The sequence below is a fragment of the Bartonella sp. AP331QHHD genome, assembly GCF_042195905.1.
Classification (GTDB): domain Bacteria; phylum Pseudomonadota; class Alphaproteobacteria; order Rhizobiales; family Rhizobiaceae; genus Bartonella.
The window spans coordinates 19,461-43,883 of sequence record NZ_JBHIPG010000007.1 but is presented as its reverse complement, the minus strand read 5'-3'; the positions used below and the strand labels follow the sequence as shown (position 1 = coordinate 43,883).

The 24,423-nt window shown below is 39.3% G+C and carries 18 protein-coding genes and 1 pseudogene; 11 read left to right on the top strand and 8 right to left on the bottom strand.

The window, feature by feature from the left end:
- Positions 1 to 349 precede the first annotated feature (349 nt).
- Positions 350 to 1,252, bottom strand: coding sequence for a polyprenyl synthetase family protein (locus tag ACFIMS_RS00455; RefSeq protein ID WP_375696267.1), 903 nt, complete (start codon positions 1,250 to 1,252; stop codon positions 350 to 352).
- Positions 1,253 to 1,676: 424 nt separating this feature from the next.
- Between ACFIMS_RS00455 and rpmF the strand changes: the two genes are divergently transcribed.
- Together rpmF and ACFIMS_RS00445 are read left to right on the top strand one after the other, a co-directional pair.
- Positions 1,677 to 1,856 carry a 50S ribosomal protein L32 gene (gene rpmF, locus ACFIMS_RS00450; RefSeq protein WP_005774555.1) on the top strand — a complete coding sequence of 60 codons (180 nt, stop codon included), beginning with the start codon at positions 1,677 to 1,679 and terminating at the stop codon, positions 1,854 to 1,856.
- Between the two features lie 1,464 nt (positions 1,857 to 3,320).
- Positions 3,321 to 4,038 (top strand): annotated as a pseudogene (locus ACFIMS_RS00445) (tyrosine-type recombinase/integrase); the annotation flags it as partial.
- A gap of 905 nt (positions 4,039 to 4,943) precedes the next feature.
- Here ACFIMS_RS00445 and ACFIMS_RS00440 read toward each other — a convergent pair.
- The 3 genes from ACFIMS_RS00440 to ACFIMS_RS00430 form a co-directional block, all read right to left on the bottom strand.
- Positions 4,944 to 5,528 carry a CarD family transcriptional regulator gene (locus ACFIMS_RS00440; RefSeq protein WP_273790499.1) on the bottom strand — a complete coding sequence of 195 codons (585 nt, stop codon included), beginning with the start codon at positions 5,526 to 5,528 and terminating at the stop codon, positions 4,944 to 4,946.
- 303 nt (positions 5,529 to 5,831) lie between these two features.
- Positions 5,832 to 6,173: a ferredoxin FdxA gene (gene fdxA / locus ACFIMS_RS00435; protein WP_015856977.1), complete on the bottom strand. Its 342-nt coding sequence runs from the start codon at positions 6,171 to 6,173 to the stop codon at positions 5,832 to 5,834.
- 21 nt (positions 6,174 to 6,194) lie between these two features.
- The gene (locus tag ACFIMS_RS00430) at positions 6,195 to 7,775 is read right to left on the bottom strand and encodes a hypothetical protein (RefSeq protein WP_375696266.1); all 1,581 of its coding nucleotides are present in this window, start codon (positions 7,773 to 7,775) and stop codon (positions 6,195 to 6,197) included.
- Positions 7,776 to 8,351: 576 nt separating this feature from the next.
- On the opposite strand from ACFIMS_RS00430, the gene ACFIMS_RS00425 reads away from it, so the two are divergent.
- Positions 8,352 to 9,263, top strand: coding sequence for an RNA polymerase factor sigma-32 (locus ACFIMS_RS00425; protein ID WP_375628693.1), 912 nt, complete (start codon positions 8,352 to 8,354; stop codon positions 9,261 to 9,263).
- A gap of 307 nt (positions 9,264 to 9,570) precedes the next feature.
- On the opposite strand, the gene ACFIMS_RS00420 is transcribed toward ACFIMS_RS00425, so the two are convergent.
- Entirely contained in the window at positions 9,571 to 11,148 is a 1,578-nt protein-coding gene (locus ACFIMS_RS00420; protein WP_375696265.1) for a M48 family metalloprotease, read from the bottom strand.
- A 147-nt stretch (positions 11,149 to 11,295) separates the two neighbouring features.
- Here ACFIMS_RS00420 and ACFIMS_RS00415 point away from each other — a divergent pair, with 147 nt between their 5' ends.
- The 4 genes from ACFIMS_RS00415 (at position 11,296) to rimJ (ending at position 15,416) form a co-directional block, all read left to right on the top strand.
- Positions 11,296 to 11,931 carry a thiamine diphosphokinase gene (locus tag ACFIMS_RS00415; protein WP_375613185.1) on the top strand — a complete coding sequence of 212 codons (636 nt, stop codon included), beginning with the start codon at positions 11,296 to 11,298 and terminating at the stop codon, positions 11,929 to 11,931.
- A 100-nt stretch (positions 11,932 to 12,031) separates the two neighbouring features.
- Positions 12,032 to 12,418: a hypothetical protein gene (locus tag ACFIMS_RS00410; RefSeq protein WP_375645924.1), complete on the top strand. Its 387-nt coding sequence runs from the start codon at positions 12,032 to 12,034 to the stop codon at positions 12,416 to 12,418.
- Positions 12,418 to 14,280 carry an ABC-F family ATP-binding cassette domain-containing protein gene (locus ACFIMS_RS00405; RefSeq protein WP_375696298.1) on the top strand — a complete coding sequence of 621 codons (1,863 nt, stop codon included), beginning with the start codon at positions 12,418 to 12,420 and terminating at the stop codon, positions 14,278 to 14,280. Before ACFIMS_RS00410 ends, ACFIMS_RS00405 begins: the two co-directional genes overlap by 1 nt.
- 572 nt (positions 14,281 to 14,852) lie before the next feature.
- Complete coding sequence (rimJ, locus tag ACFIMS_RS00400; protein ID WP_375696264.1) at positions 14,853 to 15,416, top strand: ribosomal protein S5-alanine N-acetyltransferase; 564 nt, start codon at positions 14,853 to 14,855, stop codon at positions 15,414 to 15,416.
- A gap of 531 nt (positions 15,417 to 15,947) precedes the next feature.
- Here rimJ and ACFIMS_RS00395 read toward each other — a convergent pair.
- Positions 15,948 to 16,208 carry a DUF2312 domain-containing protein gene (locus ACFIMS_RS00395; protein ID WP_005774567.1) on the bottom strand — a complete coding sequence of 87 codons (261 nt, stop codon included), beginning with the start codon at positions 16,206 to 16,208 and terminating at the stop codon, positions 15,948 to 15,950.
- A gap of 264 nt (positions 16,209 to 16,472) precedes the next feature.
- Here ACFIMS_RS00395 and ACFIMS_RS00390 point away from each other — a divergent pair, with 264 nt between their 5' ends.
- Positions 16,473 to 16,961, top strand: coding sequence for a DUF1036 domain-containing protein (locus ACFIMS_RS00390; RefSeq protein WP_273790491.1), 489 nt, complete (start codon positions 16,473 to 16,475; stop codon positions 16,959 to 16,961).
- Positions 16,958 to 18,394, top strand: a complete 1,437-nt coding sequence (gene pyk, locus ACFIMS_RS00385; RefSeq protein WP_375696263.1) for a pyruvate kinase — start codon at positions 16,958 to 16,960, stop codon at positions 18,392 to 18,394. Before ACFIMS_RS00390 ends, pyk begins: the two co-directional genes overlap by 4 nt.
- 1,482 nt (positions 18,395 to 19,876) lie before the next feature.
- Here pyk and ACFIMS_RS00380 read toward each other — a convergent pair.
- Positions 19,877 to 20,260 (bottom strand): cell division protein ZapA, encoded by a 384-nt coding sequence (locus ACFIMS_RS00380; RefSeq protein ID WP_375668279.1) that lies wholly within the window; start codon positions 20,258 to 20,260, stop codon positions 19,877 to 19,879.
- Between the two features lie 12 nt (positions 20,261 to 20,272).
- Positions 20,273 to 20,548 (bottom strand): DUF4164 domain-containing protein, encoded by a 276-nt coding sequence (locus ACFIMS_RS00375; RefSeq protein ID WP_005774573.1) that lies wholly within the window; start codon positions 20,546 to 20,548, stop codon positions 20,273 to 20,275.
- 334 nt (positions 20,549 to 20,882) lie between these two features.
- Here ACFIMS_RS00375 and tkt point away from each other — a divergent pair, with 334 nt between their 5' ends.
- Together tkt and gap are read left to right on the top strand one after the other, a co-directional pair.
- Entirely contained in the window at positions 20,883 to 22,889 is a 2,007-nt protein-coding gene (gene tkt, locus ACFIMS_RS00370) for a transketolase (RefSeq protein ID WP_375696262.1), read from the top strand.
- A 203-nt stretch (positions 22,890 to 23,092) separates the two neighbouring features.
- Positions 23,093 to 24,100, top strand: coding sequence for a type I glyceraldehyde-3-phosphate dehydrogenase (gene gap / locus ACFIMS_RS00365; RefSeq protein ID WP_375696261.1), 1,008 nt, complete (start codon positions 23,093 to 23,095; stop codon positions 24,098 to 24,100).
- Positions 24,101 to 24,423 lie beyond the last annotated feature (323 nt).

Below are 24,423 nucleotides of genomic sequence, written 5' to 3'. Positions count from 1 at the left end.
AAGATTAAAGACATAAAGGAGAAAACGAGTTTTCCTCTTTCCGGTTGTTTTTTATTCGGCTTTAAAGCATCCACTGTAATATCTTTTAAAACATGGTGATTACGCATTTTCACATTTTGTTTCTTTTAGTCTTTAATGGAAGGCATTTTTCATGCAAAATAGGATACCCAGAATGCATTTGTGTTATAAATTCACGCGGCTTGTTTTAATGAAATTCCTCTCAAGATTTGTCGCACCCATTTCATGATAAGGAGTATAATGGAGATTAATGGTAATGTTTCTTTGAAAAGTCTATTATGCATTTAATAAATATGACGGTGTACACTATGTACAATAGGGTAGATGAAGTTTAATTTTGGCGTATTGCACTAAAGTGTGCTGCTTGTTGGAGGGGGAGTGCTTTAGCGCCAAAAGGATGTAAGAATGCTTCTGCTTTACTGATGAGTGTATCTCGCTTTTTTTGGGTTTCTTTAATGCCGTAGAGATGAACAAAAGTGGCTTTTTGTGCCGTTTCATCTTTCCCAGCCGTTTTTCCTAGGGTTTGCGTGTTGGCGGTGACATCAAGAAGGTCATCGGTTAATTGAAAGGCTAAACCAAGATAGGTACCAAAATCAGTAAGTTTTTCAGTTAATTCTTTAGATGCATTGCCAATGATGGCACCTGCTTGGCAAGCAAAGCTTATCAGGGCTGCTGTTTTCATGTGTTGTAGAGTGATAATGTCAGTACTTTCTTGCGGTCTTTTTTCAGCTTCAAGGTCCAGCATTTGTCCACCTAACATACCGCCAAGCCCTGCCGATTGTGCAAGAGACGTGATCAGCTTGATTCTAATATCTGTAGATAAAATACTAGCTTTATGAGCAATAATTTCAAAGGCAAATGTTAAGAGGGCATTGCCTGCTAGAATTGCTGTTGCTTCATCAAATGCTATATGGACGGTGGGTTTTCCACGCCGGAGTATATCGTTATCCATAGCGGGAAGATCATCATGAATGAGCGAATAACAATGGATACATTCTAAGGCACATGCAACATCAAGAGAATGTTCTACAGGGACGTCAAAAAGTGCAGCACTTTGAATTACAAGAAAAGGACGCAAGCGTTTTCCACCGTTCAGCACACCATAGCGCATGGCTTTGATTAAATTTTTAGGGCGTGAAATTTCACCATTTTGGATTTGATCACTTAACAGGGTATCAAGCCGCTTTTCAACGGTATGTCCATGTTTTGCAAGAAGGGTGGTAAATTCGTGCATTCTTGCTTCCTTTGTTTTTACAAAAATGAAATTATGAAGTTTAAAGAGAAAGGTTGTTGCTTTTTCTTGTTTTCATAAATTGGCGTCGTTTTTTATTAAAAATCAACTTCTCTTTTTATCTGTATCTCTACTGTATGCGCAAATCCCTTTTTAAACCAAATAAAAATTGAATGAAGGGCTTATAAAAAAGCTTTCATTGGTGTATAAAATTCTTAAATTTTGCAGTGTTTTTGATATTCATTTGATTATTGTGACACCATTTTTGATAACAGGAAGGTCATTTTTGGTAAGAGGGGGATCATTTTGACATTGCCTCTTCTTTTTTATCAGTGTATAATATCATCAAATTTTATGGTGTTTTAAATGAAGCATTGTCATTTTTGACATTGCTTTTTCTGTTTTAATGGATTTGGAGTGTCTTTTTATGGCTGTACCTAAACGAAAAACCTCTCCAGCGAAGAGGGGCATGCGCCGTTCGGCTGATGCTCTGAAGGCGCCGACTTATATCGAAGATAAAAATTCTGGTGAATTACGTCGTCCTCATCACATTGATTTGAAAACGGGAATGTATCGTGGGCGTTCCGTTTTAGTGGTTAAAGACTGAGCGTTTTCTTTCTTTTCCAGAGGTCAACTTCTTTTATTTCATCGATCAATGCACGCTTGGGGCGTGCATTTTCGCTTTAAGATGAATGTTGAGGTTCCCTTGCATCGTCTTCTATCGATGTGGAACAGCGAATGTATCGTGGGCGTTCCGTTTTAGTAGTTAAAACTTTAGCGTTTTCTTTCTTTTCTAGTGGTGAACTTCTTTTGTTTCATTAATGAATGCATTGGGTGAGATGCGTTTTTCACTTTTTCTTGAGAACATGTGTGGGATAAAGTTTTGCTGTAGAGAAATGATTCTATTGTGGGAGATGATTTTCTTGTTTTCTTGAGAGGCTATAAGGGATTGCTTGTATCAGTGTCTTTTATGATGACTTCGTTAAGAGCTTGGGTATTGATATAAGTTAGCTCAGTAATAGAATCATTTTGTATCGCACTTAATCTTTATTGACTATAGAGAGAATCCTATTAGACCGTAAAATATCATCGTTTAAGGCGGTTGATCTATGTAAGGCTTTAAGCATACCGGTATTTTTTATGAGAATATTTAAGGCAATGGTTTGTCTATAGGCTTATATTGTGACATGTGATTCTCCTTAAAAAAATAGAGATCGACATCACATTGATTTATAAAGATCATTTGTTGTTTTGCGCCTTGAATGGAAGGTCTATCGTAGGATTTTCTCATTTCAAATTTTTCCCTATGTTGAATCAATGACAATCACTTGCTTTTCGGTCACAAGTGGGGCTGGCATGTGGGTGAAAACTCTATAAAAAGGAAAAATGTTTATAATGAATATTTTCAAATGTAAGAATTGTTGTAACATTGGGGTTAAGTGTATGCTGATGCCAGCGTGCTTTCTTATGAGCAGAAAAGAGAAAACCGTTACAAGACAGAAGGTGTACACATTCAATAACCTTTAGTGCTTTTTATGATAAAGGTATATGAGACTTTTCTATGAATATCACGCTGTCTTTTCATATTTTTGAACTAAGAATTGTCCATATATTTTTCGTATTTTTGTGAATATAAGGGATTTGTTGCGAACAGCTTGTAAAAATAAGTAAACTTAAAACCAGATATGTTATGTGTGGGGGTGAGCAAAGTATTTTATCAAAGCCGGTACGATTCTCCAGTTCATAGCTGGTTTATGAATGATTTTATAGTGTTTCTTACCTAAGTTTATGATTTTTTTGTTATCTGTTCATCACTAGACAACATATTGATTTATATATATAATTCATTGTTTTTCATATTGAATTAGAACCCCGAATAACGTAAGATTCACTCATTTCAAATCTCTCTATCTAGAATCAATCAAAACCACTCGTTTGCACGTCACAAGTGGGATGAGTGTGTGGATAAAATTTGTATAAGAAAGGACTAGAAATGGTTCTTATGAATCGTCTTAAGAGCCAAGGGCTGTCGTAACACCCACGAGCTGGAAAATATAATGATGGTACCGGCTTGCTTCTTCACAAACGTAAGAGATGGGGGTGGTCAATGGATTTACCGTTATACCTTTCACGGGGGCCGCGAAATGGGCTTGGGAGCGTTGCGAGATGTTTCTTTAAACAAGTCCGTGAATTGGCAATTGGGTGGGGTGCTGTTTTACGTGAGGGGCGTGACCCCATTAAAGAACGCGATAAACAAAAGTGTGAGGCAATGCGTAATCTCCATTATTTAAAAAACATTGCTCTAGATGCTTTTGAAAGCCGTAAAGCTGAATTAAAAAATGATGGTGAAGCTTGTAATTGGTTTTTACATTTACGCCTCCATATTCTCCCCAAATTAGGCTGTCTACCCGTTTCAGAGATTACGCAAACAGAGATACGCAATACCCTTGCCTCTATTTGGCATGCAAAAGCTGCAACAGCAGATAAAGCACTGAAGCGTCTTAATCGTTGTCTTAAGCATGCGGTTGCTTTGGGTTTGGATGTTGATTTACAAGCAAAAAAAGCACGCGCACTCTTAAGGTAAGCAACGCTATAAAACTATTAATAGACTAGCCATGGATTGGAAAGATGTTCCTGCCTTTTATCAGTTACTCTGTAAAACACAAAACATAACACGACTGGCTTTGCGTTTGCTTATCCTGACAGGCGTTCGTACTAATCCTTTGCGTCATATTCGTGAAGATCAGATTGAAGATGATAACTGGACAATTCCTGCTGAGAATATCCAATCTTTAGCGGTCTGTTTAAAATAGAGATTGAGACTTTTAAGAGTTCTATGAATCGTTCTAGATTTTTTGTGTTCGATTGGAATAAGAATATTGCGTATATCTCGTAATTTCTGAAATAAGAAACCTCATTTGGGAAAAATATGAAATTGAAAGGGGCAATGCTAACGTTCATTTTTATTGTTATTTTTTAAGTTAGTTTTACAGCTTTCAAAAGTATTTGGAATGCCTTTTACAGAATGGAGATGATGGTTTTAGTTCATGCTTTTTTTATCGTGTTCTTTAATGGGGGGAATGCTTCTCATGCAAAATAGAGCGCCCAAGACAAAATATCTTATGTTGTACTGTCAGGCATTTTTTTAAAGGAATATTTTTCAATATTTGTGGCATCCATTTTATGACGGTGTTTTTGAATGTTCCAATGGTTTTGTAGAAGGGGGTCAATGGTAAAGTTTCGGTGTAGTGTATAAACGGCACTATGATCTTTACGCTTAATAAAAAAGCAAGCCCCGCCCTTACACATCTTGCCAGATTCCAATATTGGTATATCCTTTGGTGCTTGAGACAGTGTCTCGCTCTTTTTGTACAGTTTTTACCCACAGATCAGCTCCGCGTGTGATTGACAAGCAAGTGATTTGATTAATTCAACATGAGAGAAATTTGAAATGAGTAATCTTACCATATTCAAGATTCTAATTTAATATGAATAATGCTAGATTATGATGATTAATCAGTTTGTTATCTATGAAGAAAGAAAATGAGGAAGAGGAATTTGTCGAAAAGTTAGATTGTTTATAGATTGGCGCTGGTTAAGAAACTTTGTCCTTAAGGGCAGAGAGGATGTTAAAAAATAAAACCAGCTTTTCGCTGGTTTTATCGAAATATCATCATTATGATGAAAGAGTGTATTATGCAGCGTAGACAGCTTTACTGTTTTCATCTGTTTCTTCTCTCTCAGTTTTAAACTCGCGTTCCGGCTTGTTGGAGAGATGCATCTCTATGAGATTGATAGCTTCTGTTTCAGAAAGACTATTGATAACCGCAATTTCACGGGCCATTCTTTCAAGAGCAGCTGTATAAAGTTGGCGCTCAGAGTAAGATTGTTCAGGCTGTAGATTAGAGCGGAAAAGATCACGGACCACTTCGGCGATACAAATAAGATCTCCTGAGTTGATTTTAGCATCATATTCTTGTGCACGACGTGACCACATGGTCCGTTTAACGCGTGCTTTTCCACGTAAAACTTTTAAGGCACGTTCGACAGAATCACTAGCAGATAATTTACGCATTCCAACGGAAAGGGCTTTTGCAATGGGGACTTTGACATCCATCTTATCTTTCGCGAAATGAATGACAAAAAGTTTTAATTTATGTCCTGCAACTTCTTGATCTTCAATCGCTATAATTTGTCCTACTCCATGCGTAGGGTAGACGATATATTCAGAGGTTGCAAATTCTTTGGTCTTGGAAGACGTTCCATGTTGGGATGCCATATTTTAGTTTACTCCCTTATGATCAACAAATGTATCGGAAAACAGGTTATAAACCTGAGGGTTGAGTTTTCTTTAACCAAGTATATTGTACCAATTAAGTGAGCATAAAAGCCGAGTACTTTTAAATCAAAAAAAAATACACCGCTTTACTATAACAAGCAAAGAAAAATACTTAGAAAGATGATCATGTTAAAATAACACTAACATCAAAATTTAAAAGAATCAATCATTTCGCTTAAGGATTTTTTATTTTTACAAGAGAAGTCTTTCAATCGTTGAAGGAGGAGAGTGTACACTTTATCATTACTCTTCGCCACTTCCTGGATTTTCTGAAAAATACTTTTCTAATTTATTTGGAACACCATCCATTTCTTTTGCTTGAGGAAGAGGATCTTTTTTGGTGGTTAGATTAGGCCATTTGTTTGCATAATGAAGATTGAGTTCTAACCACTTTTCTAATCCTGGTTCTGTATCAGGTAAAATCGCTTCTGCTGGGCATTCTGGCACGCAAACACCACAATCGATGCATTCATCGGGGTGAATAACAAGCATATTTTCCCCTTCATAAAAACAATCAACTGGGCAGACTTCAACGCAATCCGTATATTTGCAGTGAATGCAGTTGTCGGTTACTACGTGGGTCAAGATCAAACTCCATTTGTTACTTTAATTCTCTTTAGAGGAAAGTGTGTGCGTGTTTTTATGATTGGTGAGTTGATCGCGTAGTACAGCTAGTTTCGCAAAAGGTGAATCAGGATTAAGGCGCTTTTCTTTTTGAAAGGGCTTATGATTTGCATGTTTCCCTTGGGATTTGTGGAACTTATGAGAGCGTTTTGCTTGTGATGGTGCTTCTTGAGGGGAATTTTCATTTTTGTATTCCGCTTTTTTTACAGCGTTCTTCGATTTATTTTGCCACTTATTTCCTAATTTATCACGTTTTTTTTGTGCATGGTGGGGAAATTGATGCTTATAATGCCATAACAAAATAACTTTATCTTCTTCTGTAGAGCGAGGGGATTTGGCAAAATTCCCAACAGGTTCAGCTGCTGGTAAACGATTGGTTTTATGGAGATGTTTTTCAATACCAGAGGATGAAGTGTTTGGGAATGAGGTATTTTTTTCTTCTCGTGTTGTTTCTAAATCGCTTACTGTTTGCCATTGACTTCCAACGCATTCTGCTGCAGGAACATCTTGCATTGCCCTATTGACAGGGGAAGAGGCTTGGTGTGCAAAGAGATTTTGTTCAAAAACAGTATTGCTTATGCTGTACGATTGATAACCAAGTCCTTTGAGGATTTCTTCCATATCGTTTCCATTGGCCCCAAGAATGGACATCATGGCTGGTGTAACAAAAAAACTTTTGCCATCATAGGCTCCATCGGGTTTAGGATCACTTCCTTGTTTCCAATGAAGTGCGGGACGGATGAGATTGGCAAGACGTTCTAAAATATCAATCCGTACAGCACGTTGTCCTAAGATTCGGTAGCCGGCTAATTGATAAAATTGGCGGTTATAGTTAGGGTCAACAATTAAAGAGGTTCGACCAGCAGATAATGCTGAAAAAACTTCACCCAAACCAGTTTGATCTTGTCCCGCATTTTGAAGATTCCACAGGAGAGTAATGGCTTGAACCGGAGCAGGTTTAAGCATTCCGGCAACATAGATATGAAAAGCGCCAAAACGCACGCCTAGACGCCGAAGAACGGCACGTGATTCTTGCGCAAGGTTTTTGACAATGTCTAAGACTTCGCGGCGTGGTAAAATCCCTAAAGAGTTAAAAAGTTGTAAAGCAAGACTGTTTGTTGAATCCGTTAAATTATCAGCATTGCGCAAATCAAACAGGGGTTTTAAAGTCGTTTCAAAATGAAAGGTGACAAAGCGTTCTAATCGTTTCACAACGTTATTGCGGGATTCTCCCGTGAGTTGTTCATCTGCTAAAACAATCAGTTTTGGTTTAAAAAAATCTTCTGTTGCTACAAGTTGTCCTACGGGTTGACCAATCCAGCGCACAATTCCATCAGAACTGAGGGTAAAATCTCCATTTGCAGAAGCACAAAAACGTGTCGCGCGTTTGGAAAAAGCAAGAATCAAATTCTCATTCTCTGTTGAAATTTGCTTCTCAGCTATTTGATCGGTACTGTTTTTGTTGGCATAAAAACGAAAACCTTCAAATTTACCCCTTCCGTGTTTTTCAATGAGAATATCATCTTGAAGAATCTCATTCTGTTGAACAATCTTGCTATCCATGATCATTTTCTTTCTCAGTGTGACACTGGTCAAAAGCTTTTTGCGACAATTTCATAATGGTGCTCTTTCTTTAACACGTTTGTTGCGTTTGCTTCAATCACTCTTGTCATTTTTTGCTGTTTCTTTGCGCCTTTAAAACTTGAATGATTCTTTTTTCATTCAGTTTTCATTCAGTTTGGATGCTTTATATTTGCAAATTACACTTATTAGTTGTATTGTAAAGCTAAAAGCATAAATAAATTCTTCAATTTAAAAGGAAACGGAACCGGTTATCAAAAAACGGCATTTCTTTTGCATGATCACTTTATTTTTTTGCTGTTTTGTCATGAAAAGTGAAGAGAAAGTTTTTTCAAATATTTCATAGGCTAAAAGGCATATTGTAAAGGCATTTTGCAGGTGAAATTGTGTCTTATGTCAAGAAGTTTTACCATGACAGTAAAAAAAACAATTGCGATTATAAAATTACACGTTAAAGTAGTGGTCACAGAAGTTAACAACTTTTGCGTTCTTTTTAAGCGAAGAACAATGATGTCGTTGCCAAATCAATTTTGATAATTTTAATCGCAAGGGGTTATTATGGGTAATCTTTCAAATGCTGTTTATAAAAGCAGCAAAAATTATAGCGATGCAGACAAAAGCTTAGGACGTAATATGATGCGTTCTGCTATGCAAGCACCTTATCTTGAACGACAAAAAGAGCATGATTTGGCTCTGCGGTGGAAAGACAAACGTGATGATGATGCCATGCATCAAATTGCAGCGGCTCATATGCGTTTAGTGATTGCTATTGCTAATCGCTTTAAACGTTTCAAAATGCCATTGGGGGATTTGGTACAAGAAGGGTATGTGGGACTATTGGAAGCAGCTGCACGTTTTGAACCTGATCGGGAAGTGCGTTTTTCAACATATGCAACGTGGTGGATACGCGCTTCTATTCAAGATTATATTTTGCGAAATTGGTCAATCGTTCGAGGGGGAACGAGTTCTTCGCAAAAAGCACTTTTCTTTAATCTTCGGCGTTTGCGTGCAAAACTGATACAAGATGATAGTGCTTTGTCAAAACAGGATATTTTTCGCACAATCGCTGAAAAACTCGGTGTTTCCGTGCGCGATGTTGAAACGATGGATTTTCGTTTTTCCAGTTCTGATAATTCCTTGAGTGTTTCTGTTTCTGAGAACAGTGATAATCCCATTGCTAAGATGGATGTTTTGGTGGATGAGAGTCCTCTTCCTGATGCTTTAATTGAGCAAGTCATTGATGGTCAACGGCGTACACAATGGCTTTACGATGCGTTGCAAATTCTCAACGAACGGGAGTTGGAAATTATTCGCTTTCGTCGCTTAAATGAAGAGGGGGCGACTCTCGAAGTTTTAGGTGAAAAGTTAGGAATCTCGAAAGAGCGCGTGCGTCAAATTGAAGCTAGGGCTTTGCAAAAATTGCGCTCTGCTCTCCTTACGGTTCATTCAGAAGACGCTTACGATATATAAGCAGTGAAAGGCTTTGGGGGGGGAGGAAAGAGAATGTATTAAGTGGGGGCATATGAGAATATGATAAAGTCAGTTTTAGGGGGTGTTCATATTTGTTTAGGAATATGCCTCCTTGGGGGCGCTACTGATAAACAGAGGAAGATAGGGGGCTGTTAGTTGGAGGAAATATATATATCAAACGGAGACCTATAAAGGCATGATGAAGTTGGATTTTAAAGTGTTCCTCTTTATTTTCGAATATGCTTTAAGGGGGAGGGCGTGATACAGGCAGAAAAGAATCAAAACTGTAACGGATGAGAAGAAAGGCTTATTCTGTAATAATTTTCACTTTTGTACCTGCGGGTAAAGTTTGCGTTGGTGAGAGGGCGTTGAGGATGCGAAAGAGTTTTTCTTTATATGGTGTGTATTGCATTTTATCTGCAAGATTGGCAACGGTTTCTCCTTGTTTAACACGGACAACACGGATTTTTAAGGGCTGCAATTTTTTTAACTGTGAAGATGAAAGAGAATGAAAGCTTTGTAGCGTTTTTTGGGCAACCTCTGCAAAATTTCGAGAATTATATGGAGCGGCCGTCAAAAAACGAAAGATGTGGTTGTTGAATGGAATGACAACCACATCAAATTGCCATTGATCATTGGTAGCATAGGCCCGCGCTCCAAGTAAACTTTGGCTTTGGGATTCTTGGCGCATAAATTCTTGATTGGGGAGCCCTTGAATTGTGATGGGGTGGATAGATGATTGATCTAGACCGATAATCCAGCCGCTTTTCAAATAATCACTCGCAGATATTTCAGCAGGATGTGGAATAGCATCAAAACGAATCGCAATTTTATCTGGTCCACTGGCCCAAACAGTGTGTGCTGAATGTTCTATTGTAAAATTGTTTGGAACAGAAAAAGCTATGCGCAATTGTGGGTGAATAAATTGGTTGCCTCGTACAAAACCTGTATAAAAGCCTCCTCCAAAAATTATGCCATCAATGCTTTTGAGAAAAGAATCATGATCGGATATTTTACTATTCCCTTTACTGATTTTACGCGCTTTTTCTATCGCAAGCCGAATGCGTTGAGGGGTAGTTGGGTGGGAGGCTAAAAAATCTAGAGAGGCATTTTGGGTGCCAGAGATATTACGAAAAGCACTATAGGCTTCCATTGTTTGAAGAAAGCGTGGTGAAGCAAAAGGATCATATCCTGATTGTTGGAGCATTTCGAGCGCAAGGGAGTCAGCTTCCAGCTCTTGATTGCGGGAAAATTGCGCGAGTTGTTGCTTGTTTTGCATAGGGTTATGAAGTTTTTTGCCAATAGAAGAAAGAAGACGTGAAGACATGTGATTGGTCATCTTTAATTGGGCTTCTTTTTGCAGGCGTAAAATGCCATGATTGGCTCTGATATGTGCTATCTCATGGGCTAAAATGGCTGCAACTTCTGAAGAATCATTGGCTAATGCCAGCATACCACGAGTGATGTAGATCGAGCCGTTGGGGAGCGCAAAAGCATTGATAGTTTCTGAGTTTAAAATTGTTACAGAATAGTTTTGATGAGAACTATGGGATGCAACTGCTAGTTTACGGACAATCTTTGCTAAAAGGTGTTCAAGTTTTGCATCATGATAAGCGCCACCATACATTTGCAAAATACGTGGGTGTTGCAGAGCGCTTAATGTGACATAGATATTGTGGTTGTTGGTACGTTTGATCGTTTTAGAAGAAGTGGAAGAAAGCCTATCATTTTGAGAAAGTGGTGTATGACAAGCCGAAAGGAGAAACGTTAGACTTATGAAAGTTGCTTTATACAGGCAAGAGCGAAAAAGAAAATTGCGGTGAAAAATGGGGTGCGTTGGACCATGGTGCACATTATTTCTGCGGAGTAATTTGGCAAATTGCATTTGTATCTTTGTATCGTATGTTTCTTTAAGAAAGGCATTAGGGATAAGGATTCGTTTGGCTATATCATGCTTTTTGTTTATAAAAAATGACTCTCACTTATAAAAAGATGCACTGTAAAGAAAAATTTGTGAAAGGCAAAGTATGGCATGACAACATTTACGATATTATTAAATGGGGATGTTCATATCACTGATCGTTTGCTTAATCAAATTCAAAACAGTCGGGTGATTGCTGCGGATGGTGGTATGCGTCATGCGGCAACGCTTAATGTAACGCCTGAGTTGTGGTTAGGAGATTTTGATTCATCAGATGAGAATTTAATCCGCCAATATAATCATGTTCCGCGTGAAGTTTTTCCCTCTGATAAAGATATGACAGATAGTGCTCTGGCATGTGAAAGAGCGCTGCAAAAGGGTGCTAAAAAGCTTATTTTATGCGGTGCTTTGGGAGGGGAGCGAAGTGATCATAGCCTTTCTCATATGACGCAAGCGTTGATGATGGCTGAAAGGGGTATTTCAGTGTTGTTGACAAGCGGTTTGGAAGAAGGTTGGCCGGTTTTGCCAAAGCCTTGTTCATATGATTTGCCTAAAGGGTGTTTGTTTAGTCTTATCGGTTTTTCTGATTTAAAAGGTTTAACGCTTAAGGGAGTAAAATGGCCAATTTGTGACAAAAATGTGTCATTTGGCTCTTCTTTAACACTTTCTAACCGTATTTGTGGAACCTTTTCTTGCCATTTAGGTTCTGGAAAAGCTATATTGCTAGTGTCTGTACCTATTCCATAAAGCTCTTCCAATATATTTTGAATAAGGCAGGGGGGGGCCTAGTGATGAAGTGCCGACATAAACGATATATGTATTGATCTTGAGAAGGAAAGGTTTTGATATGTTAAAATCAATTTTTAAAGTGGCCGTTGTTGCAGCCATTGGTTTCAGTTCAGTCGCTTGTACTACAAATGATGAACGCGTTGCACGTTACGGCGTAGGAGGAGCAGCAATCGGTGCTTTGGCTGGAACTGCTATTGCTGGAAGTACGCCTGGAGCAGCACTTACCGGTGCAGCATTTGGTGCTTTGGCTGGAACAGTAACAGGTGCAGCTGCAAATCAAAGAAAACAACAAAGACAGGCATCACAATTGTGCACGTATCGTGGTCGTAGAGGGCATGTTTACCAAGCACCTTGTAGACAAAGAGTTCCTGTACGGCAATTGTGTGCTTACCGTGATGCAAGAGGGGTGATGTATCAAGCACCTTGTCCGCGCCGCGTTCGTTAATGGCGGTGCCGCTTCTGCGGCTTGACCGCATTTTCTTAAATTTTGGAAAAACGCCTTTGCTCAATCAAGCTTCTTTATCGGTTGAGCAGGGGGCGCGTATTGCGTTGGTTGGCCGTAATGGTTGTGGAAAATCAACCTTATTAAAAATTGCCGCAGGAATATTAGAACCTCATGGTGGCGAAATTTTTCGCCACCCGCGAGTAACGCTCCGTTATGTCTCACAAAATCCGGATTGTTCAGGATTTGAAGATATTAATGCTTATATGGAAGCGGGGCTGGATGATATATCTGATGTTCAGTGGATTAATACGCTTCGCACAAATTTAGGGTTTTCTGGGACGGAAAAATTGGAAACGCTTTCGGGAGGCGAAAAGCGGCGTGTTTCATTGTTACGGGCCATTGCTGCAAAACCCGATATTTTGTTCTTAGATGAACCAACCAATCATCTTGATTTACCAACCATTGAATGGCTGGAAGCTGTTTTGGCTTCTTTGCGTTCAGCGATTGTGGTGATTTCCCATGATCGGCGATTTTTAGAAAATGTTACGCGGTCAACGGTATGGCTTGATCGTGGCACAACCAAAAGACTGGAAAAGCGTTTTTCTGAGTTTGAAAATTGGCGTGATAAAGCACTGGAAGAAGAAGCCATCGAACAGCATAAATTGGGGCGCCAAATTGCTCGTGAAGAGCAATGGTTGCGTTATGGCGTGAGCGCACGGCGTAAGCGTAATGTACGGCGCTTAGGCGAATTAAAAGACTTAAGACAGCGTCATCAAACCTATAAAGGGCAGCCAGGAAATGCACTTTTGACAGCAGCAAAAAGTCATGATTCTGGGCAATTGGTGCTTGAAGCAAAGAAAATTTCAAAATCCTATGGTGATCGCATTATCGTGAAAGATTTCTCTTTGCGCATTCAGCGGGGTGATCGAATCGGTTTGGTAGGACCCAATGGAATCGGAAAGACAACGCTCCTTTCTGCATTAATTGGGCAAGAAGCCGTGGATAGTGGAACGGTGAGGCATGGCTATAACCTCTCTATGGCATTGCTTGATCAGCAACGTATTTTAAATGAAGAAGAAACTTTAGCGCATTATTTAACGGGGGGAAGAGGTGATACTCTTGTGATCAATGGGTTGGAGCGGCATGCGGTTTCTTATATGAAAGACTTTTTATTTTCACCGGAACAAGCACGCACTCCCCTTAAAGAATTTTCTGGGGGAGAAAGAGCACGCCTCATGCTTGCACGACTTCTTTCTCGTCCTGCAAACTTTTTGATTCTTGATGAACCGACCAATGATTTGGATATGGAAACTTTGGATTTGTTGCAAGAATTTATTGCTGATTTTGCGGGGACAGTATTGTTGGTCAGCCATGACAGAGACTTTTTAGATCGTACTGTAACGCATATGTTGGCACCTCAAGGTGATGGTCATTGGGTTTTGTATGCGGGCGGCTATAGTGATATGATGGCGCAAAACCAGCATGCTCTTCGCTTACAACGCAAAAGAACAGAATTATCGCAACGTAAAGCACCTTCAAAATCTCATGCGGGAGAGCTTTCAAAGCAGGACACATCAACAGATGATCGCTTGATAGGGCGGGAGAAAAAAACACGAGGTAAATTGTCTTATAAGCAGGTTTATGCATTGGAAAAATTGCCTGAAGAAATTGCTGTTTTACAGGACGAAATCAAAAAAATTGAGCAAGAACTCTCTGATCCAGCCCTTTATCGCAGTGATAAAGAGCGTTTTGAACGTTTATCAACAACGTTGGAAAAAAAGAAAAATACTTGCACACAAAAAGAAGAAGAATGGTTAGAACTTGAAATTTTACGCGAAGAAATGGAAGCGTGTTCACGGTAATGTTTCAGATATTAATATCTAAACATTTTAATTCGTATTGCATCATCGCTTTTCTTTAATTTGTTACAAGAGTTTGTCGCTGATTTAGCGGGAACAGTGTTGTTGACGGGTTATGGCAGAGACTTTTTAGATTGCACTGTAACATATAGCATCTCAAGGCGATGGTCATTGGGATTTGTATACGGGGGAGCAGTGATATGGTAGCGCAAAACAAGCATGCTCTGAGCTTACAAGGCAAAGAAACAAAACTATCTTTGCCGTAAGTTTTTTCAAAATTTCGTATATGGAAGTACGCCAATTCCCTTGCATACTTTGCCAGTCCCCAATGTTGCTACAGCGCCCCTTAGAACTTGAGAGCATTCATAAGAAATATTCCCCTGTCTTTACCTTATGCTTTAAACATACCACCCCCACTTATGACGGAAAAGCAAAAGATCCTCATTGATTCTAACGTAAGAAGTGTTGTGATGAGAAAAGCTTACTGTATTCGACATTATGATTTGAGTTTAAAAATGATGATTTGTTAAGATAAATCAACGTGTTATTGTGACATTGCCTAGGAGGAGAAAATGATGGCAATTAAAACAAAGCGAACAATTTCCACATTGATCGGTTTAGAAGATGCAGCTGAACTGTCTTCTTATTTCCTCCGTAATGCGAATCATCTGCGTCCTTTTGAACCTGTTAGATCTGATGGTTACCACAGCCTAACAGCTTGGGAAACACGAGCCAATGCATTTGCTTATGAAAGCGCACAGGGACAAGCATACCGATATGCTGTACGATTAAAAAATGAAAACACAGTCATCGGTGTTGTGAATTTTACAAATGTGGTTCGGGGTGTTTTTCAAGCCTGTCATCTTGGTTTTTCTCTTGATGAAAAACAACAAGGAAAAGGTCTCATGTTTGAGAGTTTATCGGCTCTAATACGCCATATCTTTCATGTTTATCATCTACATAGAGTGATGGCAAATTATAGACCTGAGAACATAAAAAGCGAACGTTTATTAAAACGCCTTCATTTTGAAAAAGAAGGCTATGCCAAAGACTATTTGATGATTTCTGGAAAATGGAGAGATCACATTCTAACCTCTCGAATCAATGATCTTTATGAGTTCGTTAATAGATTCGAATAAAGTTTTGTTAAGGGTCTTTTTATCAAATGTGTAAATATGCTGAATTTTTCCCTATCCTCAAAGACTAAGATCTTTAACCACCTCTTCTTTTATAAATAGTTTAGAATCTCGTTTAGCGGATTTCAACTGCTGACTATTTTCATATGTTTCTTTTCGTAGATAAGAAATTGATTTATCATCATAACTCATTTTTTTAATTTGAAGAGAGTACTCAATATCGGAAGACTTTCTCACTTCAAATTTATTGATGTTTAATCATAAAAACACCTCTCTTGCACATCACAAACTGAGTTGGCATAGGTTGGCATACAAGTGAGGGTTTATGTGGATAAACAATGATTGAAGAATAAGAATAAAAATTCTCTGTATAAATCCTTTTAAATGTGAGGGCTGTTGCAATATTGTGTATTCTGTGACCGATAGTCTCGTTACAAGTTACACAAACGGCTTATTGTTGGGTGAAATTTTTATACATTCATTTATTTTTTGCATTTTCTTTTCTTAAAAAAATTTCCAATGTTCTCAATGGTTTTAATTCATACCAAGCGCATTTTTATAAAGCTCAATGATTGCTTCTTCTTCCATTCGTTCATGTTCTTCTTTTTTACGCAGCCGTATAATGCTTCGAACAGCTTTACTATCGAAACCAGAGCCTTTAAGTTCAGTGTAAACGTCTTTAATATCATCAGAAATGGTTTTTTTCTCTTCTTCTAGTCGTTCAATACGTTCGATAAAAGAGCGTAATTGGTTTACGGATATAGCGTGTGTTTGATCGGTTACTGTATCGTTCATTGTATTTTTCTCCAAGTTATATATTTTAAGTTGTTTTTCGACGACGAATTTATGTTAAAAAAGCTTGAAAATAAAAAGTAAATCAAGCTACACAGCTTTTTTACAAATTGACTTTAAATATTTTGTAAAATTTTTAAGATATATGCATTGATAAAAGGGCTATAAAAAGAAAAATATAAAAATATACGTTTTAGATTTGAAAAGCTTTAAAAAAAAAGAAATGTGTAATTTGTTTTGAGAATTTGGCATTATAGAGGAAGTTTTGTGATTTTAAAAAAGCGATATTGGGTGTTTCAGAAAGGATTAAAAGTTTTTCTCTTGAGCATTTTGCTCTTGTTTCCCCTTGTTGTTTTTGCAAAAGCTGACTTTAGAGTTTGTAATACAACCCAACAGTCTGTAGGGGTTGCTCTTGGATATCGTACATTTTCAGGGTGGGTGAGCGAAGGCTGGTGGACGGTACCAGTGACGGAATGTAAAACTTTAATTGAGGGGCCTCTTGCTTCACGGTTTTATTATTTTTATGCGGAAGGGGCACAAAAAAAAGGGAACTGGGCAGGCTCTGTGACCATGTGTGTACAAGATAGCCAATTTACCATTCAAGGGGTTCATGATTGTTTCCCTCGAGGATATCAAAAGGCTGAATTTAAAGAGATCGATACCGGAAATCAAACCAGTTGGATGGTACAGTTGACGGATGAGTCTTTGTTAAACAATTCAGTTATACCTTCTCTTTCAGGAAATTCTCCACCGTGAAACGTGCACGTAAAGTAAAAATTATTGCGACTCTTGGTCCTTCTTCTTTTTCTCGTTTGATGATTGAAAAGCTTTTTAGGGCAGGGGCAGACGTTTTTCGTCTTAATATGAGCCATACTGATCGTGATATGCTGGGTGATTTGGTCAAGTCTATACGAGAAGTTGAAAAAACAGTTCGACGTCCCATAGGTATTTTGGTGGATCTTCAGGGGCCAAAACTGCGTGTGGGACGTTTTGCTAAGGGGCAAGAAGATTTGCGTGTTGGGCAAAGCTTTACATTAGATAATCGCGATGTTCTTGGTGATGCACAGCGTGTTTTTTTCCCTCATGAGGATGTATTTTCGGCTGTTAAACCAGGGGACCGGTTGTTGATTGATGATGGAAGGGTGGAACTGCGTGCGCAAGTTTGTGATGATCACTTTGTACAGTGTCGCGTGGTTGCTGGTACCCGTATTTCTGATCGAAAGGGTGTCAGTTTTCCCGATACAATTTTGCCTTTTGATTCGATGACGTCAAAAGATAAGGAGGATCTTCAGGCTCTTTTACAGCAGCCTGTTGATTGGGTTGCTCTTTCTTTTATTCAACGTCCAGAAGATATTATGGCGGTGCGTCAGTTGACGAAAAGTAAGGTGTCTTTGATGGCTAAAATCGAAAAGCCTCAAGCCTTGGAGCATATAGAGAAGATTATTGAAATTTCCGATGGTATTATGATTGCACGGGGTGATCTCGGTGTGGAAATGCCTCTGGAAAAGGTCCCTGCACTTCAGATGGAGTTGATAAAAGCTTGTCGTTTAGCTGGAAAACCGGTTGTGGTGGCAACACAAATGCTCGAATCAATGATCACATCTCCTGTTCCCACACGCGCAGAAGTGTCGGATGTTGCTACAGCAGTTTATGCAGGAACAGATGCGGTGATGTTGTCTGCTGAATCTGCTTCTGGTCGTTATCCTGAAGAAGCTGTGCTTATGATGGACCGAATCGCGCGACAAATCGAACAGGATCACACTTATGCCGCTCAGGTTGGAGCACAACATCCAGCACCAGAATCAACAGGAACGGATGCGATTTCTCTTGCTGCGCGTCAGATTGCTGAAACACTTGCTCTATCCGCTATCGTTGCCTATACGGCTTCAGGAACAACGGGGGTGCGCGCCTCTCGTGAACGCCCTAATAGACCGATTATTGCTTTATCGCCCATTGTGGAAACAGCAAGGCGTTTGGCTCTCGTTTGGGGGCTTCATTGTGTGGTGAGCGAAGATGCTCGCAATTTAGAAGATATGGTTGATCGAGCAGCAGCTATTGCATTTCAGGAAGGCTTTTGCAAAGGGGGAGATCGCTTCCTTGTGACAGCTGGTGTTCCCCTTGGAACGCCTGGTGCGACAAATCTCTTGCGTATTGCTTCTGTCTCCCAAGATGGAACGAAAGGGATTTGAGCCGTTTGCGCATGGTGTTTTTTCATGCGCCTTTGAACAGGCTTTAAAAACAACGGGTGTGCGCCTCTTGTGAATGCCTCCATAGACCCATTATTCTTTTATCTTCTATCGTAAGATAGAAAGGTATTGCGTTAGGTTGTCCAGTTTGGGGATGGGAGCAGATGCGGTGATGTTGTCTGTTGATTTTGTTTTAGTTCTGAGGAAGCTGCTTTTACGGTAGGGCATTTAATGGGAGCCCCCCTTTTATTTCATTGAGACAGATTGGGGATGCTTTATTGATGTTTATACGAGCGAGATGTTTATTGATAATGAGAGTTCATTCTTTCGCTTTTTGGATAAGAGCCTTGAAATTTTTCCCATTTTAAACTTTTGCAAACAGAATTGAATAAAATTAAAATTATGTGCCTAAAAAATCGTACTGGTATGTTATGAGAAAAAGTGATGGGTGAATGTGTTTTTAAAATATGCCTTGTCGAATCATTTGCAACATATTGATTTATAATGATAATTTATCGTTATTAAACTTGAATTAGAACCCCGAATTCCGTAAGATTCTCTTAAATTTATTTATGTTTTGTTAATCATAACTCTTTGCTTGTACGTCATAAGCGGGTGGGTTTTATGGGAAAAAGCTGTACAAGAAAGGCGTCCCTCTTATGAATCGTTTTACGAGCCAAGGGGGCTATCGCAATACTGAGGGCTGACTATAATGATGATGCCGACTTGCTCTTTCTTTTATTAAGCTTGGAGATTTTGAGGGGTGGGGAGAGAGGTATGGATGAATTGTTATAAGGATAAAAATAGCGGTAGAGGATGTTTTCAAGAGCTATTATTGTTGTTTATGATGTTTGAGGTTGTATGAGATTAACATACTCTTCGGGTTTGACTTTTTTCCTGCTCTAAAGGATGAAAATACTAAAGTTCACGCTGGTTTATAAATGATACGGTTCTTTTCGGTGGGTTTCATCGGATGGATATCTCAGGTGCAAAGACTCTATGGTGCTTATAGTATCAAATAGCGGTGTTTTACGGTATAATAGATAAGGTTATTTTTTTAATATATATTGAATCTGCTTGATATTATCTAAGGGGCAAGGATTTTTGGGCATGCATTCATAGGGAACATGAATATAGCTCTTTTTTTCGAAGGGTGCTTTATTTGTTTGTTGCTGTTGTCATTTATATGATTTTTTTACAATGATGTTGATTTTGTTATCTTATTGCGCGGTTAAAAGACATCTCATTTGAAATGTGGTGATATAAGGCAGTCTCCTTGATGTAGGAAGCGTTTGTGCGGAGGTGAAATATTCAGGGTAGGGCTTTCTTGTTGAGGTTTAAGTTAATCCCATAAGTCGTGAGTAGCTGGAATCCTTCCTATAAAAAACCAGACTGTTTACACACTGGTGTGGGTTTAAGAATTTTTATCCTGTGAGATGTGGCGGACAAGTCAAATCTCTGGTTTATTATGCGCTGATGTACTTTTTAGAAATCTTCCTGTTCTTGTTCTTGAAGGTTTGTGCGGTTTTGATCATCTTTGAGCAATTGGTTTGTGAGATTTTCAATGCGTTGTGTGGTGTCACGCATAATTTTCCCCATGGTGCGGTCTCTTTCGTTGTGGAGTCGTAAAAGAGTATTGTAGTCTTCTTGTAATTTTTTATTTTCTCGTTTTATTTCTTCCATTTCATCAATAATCATTATGCCAGCCATAACCGATAAACGATGGTCGCCAATTTCACCAAAATTGTTCTTTAAATGTGTGATATATTGATCCAATTGAGCAGCAAGCGCAATAAGACGACGTTCTTGTCCTTTGTCACAAGCCATGCGATAAACTTTACCATCAATGGTAACGGAAACAGTTTCCATACATTCAAACCTTTATCTATCAATGACAACACGAATTGTTTCCATTGCTTTAATAAGACGTTTGGAAACTTCTTTGTTTACGGACTCTAAGCGTTCAATTTGGGCTTCAGCTTTGTCAAGCGCTTGGGCAAGATGGCTGCGGTCAGCATTCATTCGTTGGATTTCTTCTTCCCATTCGTTATTTTTATCAATAACGGCATTGCGGTTTATTATGGTGATCTCTAAAGTTCTAAGTGCCTTTTCTAGGTGCTCTAAAGCATCTTGTAGAACTGTAGTCTCTTGGTTCATTGCTTTTATCCTTTGGGTAATTGTATCCTTTATCAATGTGTTATGCAAAAACGAATCACTTTCACTCTTGTGTTGTGTGCATTTTATTTTTAAGTATGTAGGATATTTTAGCAAGCAAAGCAGGGGATAGATATAAATTAAAAGCTGGATTTTTTGCGCGTATTGGCATAAATGACATGGATATACAGAACGCGTGAGGGGAATGTTATTAATATTATTGAAGTGGTGGCAAAAAGTCTCACGCTAATGGTTAGAAAATAGTATTTCTTGAGAATTTTAAGAGAATACGGAAAAAGCAACAGAATAACGTATTTAACGAAATGGTCGAGTATTCATGACAAACACCCACCAACAGAATCAGATGGCCAATGCTATCCGTTTTCTTGCTATTGATGCGATTGAAAAAGCAAATTCTGGTCATCCGGGCTTGCCAATGGGAGCCGCCGATATTGCTACGGTTCTTTATACAAGATTCCTTGCTCATGACCCCAAAAAACCTCGCTGGCCTAACCGTGATCGTTTTGTGTTATCAGCAGGACATGGGTCTATGTTGCTTTATGCTCTCTTGTATCTTTCTGGTTATGAAGATATTGGCATTGAAGATCTCAAAAATTTTCGCCAATTAGGAGCAAAGCTTGCTGGGCATCCAGAATATGGGCATGTGGCAGGAATCGAAACAACGACTGGTCCTCTTGGACAAGGGTTGGCTAATGCTGTGGGGATGGCTCTTGGAGAGCGTTTGCAAAATGCTCGTTTTGGTGATCTTATCAACCATTACACTTATGCGTTGGTGGGCGATGGATGCCTTATGGAAGGGATATCTCAAGAAGCACTTTCCCTTGCTGGTCATTTGAAACTCAATAAGCTTATTGTGTTGTGGGACGATAATAATATTTCTATCGATGGAGAGATTTCCCTTGCTGACAGTACAGATCAGATTGCGCGTTTTAAGGCATCTGGTTGGGAGACACATAAAGTCAATGGGCATGATCAAGCAGCAATTGCGCGGGCTATTGAGGCGGCACAAAATTCCGATAAACCAACTTTGATCGCTTGTAAAACAACAATTGGCTTTGGAGCACCCAATAAAGCGGGTACCAATAAAGTTCACGGAGCCCCTTTGGGCGCACGAGAAATCACTGAAACCCGTATCGCGTTAGGGTGGGATGCTGAGCCTTTCGTTATTCCAGCCGATATTCTCGATAATTGGCGCTTGGCTAGTCTCAATGCTGCTAAAAAACGCCAAAAATGGGAAGAAAAATTTGCTGATCTTCCTGTCTCAGAGCGTGTGGAGTTTGAAAGATTGATGCGGGGCGATCTCGTGGGCGGATTTGATGGCGCTATTGATACTTATAAACAGAAATTGGTTGAAGAGCGCCCCGTTGTTGCTACGCGTAAAGCTTCGGAAATGGCTCTTGAAGTGATCAATGAAGTCGTTGTTGAGACTATTGGTGGTTCGGCTGATTTAACCGGATCTAATAATACAAAAAGTAGCCAGATGAAAAGTATCTCTGCTGAAGATTTTTCAGGGCGCTATCTGCATTATGGAATTCGCGAACATGCAATGGGAGCTGTGATGAATGGTCTTGCCCTTTATGGCGGCTTTATTCCTTATGGGGGAACCTTTTTATGCTTTTCTGATTATATGCGTCCTGCTATGCGTTTGTCTTCTCTCATGGGGTTGCGGGTGATTTATGTCATGACTCATGATTCTATTGGTCTTGGTGAGGATGGTCCGACCCATCAACCCGTAGAGCATTTGGCTTGCTTGCGTGCAATGCCTAATCATTTTGTGTTTCGTCCTGCCGATGCTATGGAGACAGTCGAGTGTTGGCAATTGGCTTTGAAAGCACGCGGGACGCCTTCTACCTTGGCTTTAAGTCGACAAAATCTACCGCTTTTGCGTCAAGAGTATGAAGAAGAAAATCTTTGTATGCTTGGTGCTTATGAATTCCTAACAGCTAGCGATGATGCACAAGTGACGCTGTTTGCTTCTGGTTCAGAATTGCAAATTGCAGTGGAGGCACATACGGTGTTAGAAGAAAAAGGCATCCCAACGCGTGTGGTTTCTGTGCCTTGTTTTGAACTTTTTTCTCAACAATCTCTCTCCTATCAGCGTGCTCTCATTGGAGATGCACCGATTAAAATTGCCATTGAAGCTGCTGTCGCCCAAGGATGGGACCGTTTTATTGGCTGTGATGGTGTGTTTATTGGTATGGAGGGCTTTGGGGCAAGTGGAACAATTGATGCCCTTTATGCGCATTTTGGTATTACTTGGGAAAATGTTGTTGCCACCGTTGAAAAAGGGCTGGAAAAGATCAAAGAGGAAAAGACAAAGTGACAGCTTGTGTTGTCATGAATGGGGTGATTGTAGGGCATCATATTCTGTGCAGTATTGTGGATGATCTTGTGCATTATTGTGGATAAGTGAGTGAGTGATCAAGATATTGACATTGTGGGAATTAATGATTTTGGATTGGTGAAATACCCATTTATTGTGTTTTAAATGTTGTGCTTTTAAAAATTGATGAGGAAACATGTGAAATGACAGTTCGTGTTGCAATTAATGGGTTTGGTCGTATTGGTCGCAATATTTTACGTGCACTTGTGGAAAGTGGACGACAAGATGTTGAAGTGGTTGCAATTAATGATTTGGGATCGGTGGAAACAAATGCCCATTTATTACGCTATGATTCAGTTCATGGGCGTTTTCCTGGGATCGTTAAGGTGGTAGGGGATGCTATTGATGTGGGAGGTGGTTTAATAAAGGTATGCGCAGAGCGTGATCCTGCTCAATTGCCTTGGAAAGATTTGGATATCGATATTGCTTTGGAATGTACGGGCATTTTTACTGCGCGTGATAAAGCAAGTGCTCATTTAGATGCGGGGGCAAAGCGTGTTCTTATTTCTGCGCCTTCTGAAGGAGCAGATTTTACGGTCGTCTATGGGGTTAATCATCAATCTTTAAGCAGCGAGCATCGCGTTGTTTCAAATGCTTCTTGTACAACCAATTGTTTGGCGCCTGTTGCACAAGTTTTACACAACACGGTGGGCATTGAAAAGGGCTTTATGACAACAATCCATTCTTATACGGGTGATCAACCTGTATTGGATACAATGCATCGGGACCTTTATCGTGCACGTGCGGCAGCTCTTTCTATGATTCCTACCTCAACAGGAGCGGCAAAAGCTGTGGGATTGGTCTTGCCAGAATTAAAGGGATTGCTTGATGGTGTATCGATTCGTGTTCCGACCCCTAATGTTTCTGTGGTTGATTTGACATTTATCGCTAAGCGTTCCACAACAATCGAAGAAATTAATACAGCTATTGCTACTGCTGCACAAGGTTCTTTGAAGGGTGTTTTGGACACTACAGAAGAGAAACTCGTGAGTTGTGATTTTAATCATAATCCTCATTCAGCTATTTTCCACAATGATCAAACCAAAGTGATTGATGGTAAGCTCTGTCGCGTTCTGGTTTGGTATGATAATGAATGGGGCTTTTCTAACCGTATGAGTGATACGGCTGTGGCTTTTGCTAAGACAATATAAGAGGACCTCAGGGTCCTCTTTTATAGGGAAAAGTCTCATTTTTGTGCAATTTTGAGAAAAACAGTTAGAGGCTGTTGTTCTCATGCGCTAGAGAGAAGAGGCTATTGAAACATTGATGATGTATTTTGTTTTAATACTGTGTCAATACGTGCTTTTAAAAGATGAATGAAAGAGTAAACTTTAAAAAGTAAGATCTGAACGAGATACCCTTTGAGAAAACGTTAGAAAACAGGAGATGTAAACTCTTTTTCCTAGAAGTAAAAGGAAGCTTTAATAGAGATCAAGTTGAGCCAATGCATTTGTTTGCCACAATGGAATATGAA

Coding starts and splice junctions, on each gene's coding strand:
- ACFIMS_RS00455 (WP_375696267.1), bottom strand. CDS start 1,252: ATGCACGAATTTACCACCCTTCTTGCAAAACATGGACATACCGTTGAA.
- rpmF (WP_005774555.1), top strand. CDS start 1,677: ATGGCTGTACCTAAACGAAAAACCTCTCCAGCGAAGAGGGGCATGCGC.
- ACFIMS_RS00440 (WP_273790499.1), bottom strand. CDS start 5,528: ATGGCATCCCAACATGGAACGTCTTCCAAGACCAAAGAATTTGCAACC.
- ACFIMS_RS00430 (WP_375696266.1), bottom strand. CDS start 7,775: ATGGATAGCAAGATTGTTCAACAGAATGAGATTCTTCAAGATGATATT.
- ACFIMS_RS00425 (WP_375628693.1), top strand. CDS start 8,352: ATGGGTAATCTTTCAAATGCTGTTTATAAAAGCAGCAAAAATTATAGC.
- ACFIMS_RS00420 (WP_375696265.1), bottom strand. CDS start 11,148: ATGCAATTTGCCAAATTACTCCGCAGAAATAATGTGCACCATGGTCCA.
- ACFIMS_RS00415 (WP_375613185.1), top strand. CDS start 11,296: ATGACAACATTTACGATATTATTAAATGGGGATGTTCATATCACTGAT.
- ACFIMS_RS00410 (WP_375645924.1), top strand. CDS start 12,032: ATGTTAAAATCAATTTTTAAAGTGGCCGTTGTTGCAGCCATTGGTTTC.
- ACFIMS_RS00405 (WP_375696298.1), top strand. CDS start 12,418: ATGGCGGTGCCGCTTCTGCGGCTTGACCGCATTTTCTTAAATTTTGGA.
- rimJ (WP_375696264.1), top strand. CDS start 14,853: ATGGCAATTAAAACAAAGCGAACAATTTCCACATTGATCGGTTTAGAA.
- ACFIMS_RS00395 (WP_005774567.1), bottom strand. CDS start 16,208: ATGAACGATACAGTAACCGATCAAACACACGCTATATCCGTAAACCAA.
- ACFIMS_RS00380 (WP_375668279.1), bottom strand. CDS start 20,260: ATGGAAACTGTTTCCGTTACCATTGATGGTAAAGTTTATCGCATGGCT.
- ACFIMS_RS00375 (WP_005774573.1), bottom strand. CDS start 20,548: ATGAACCAAGAGACTACAGTTCTACAAGATGCTTTAGAGCACCTAGAA.
- tkt (WP_375696262.1), top strand. CDS start 20,883: ATGACAAACACCCACCAACAGAATCAGATGGCCAATGCTATCCGTTTT.
- gap (WP_375696261.1), top strand. CDS start 23,093: ATGACAGTTCGTGTTGCAATTAATGGGTTTGGTCGTATTGGTCGCAAT.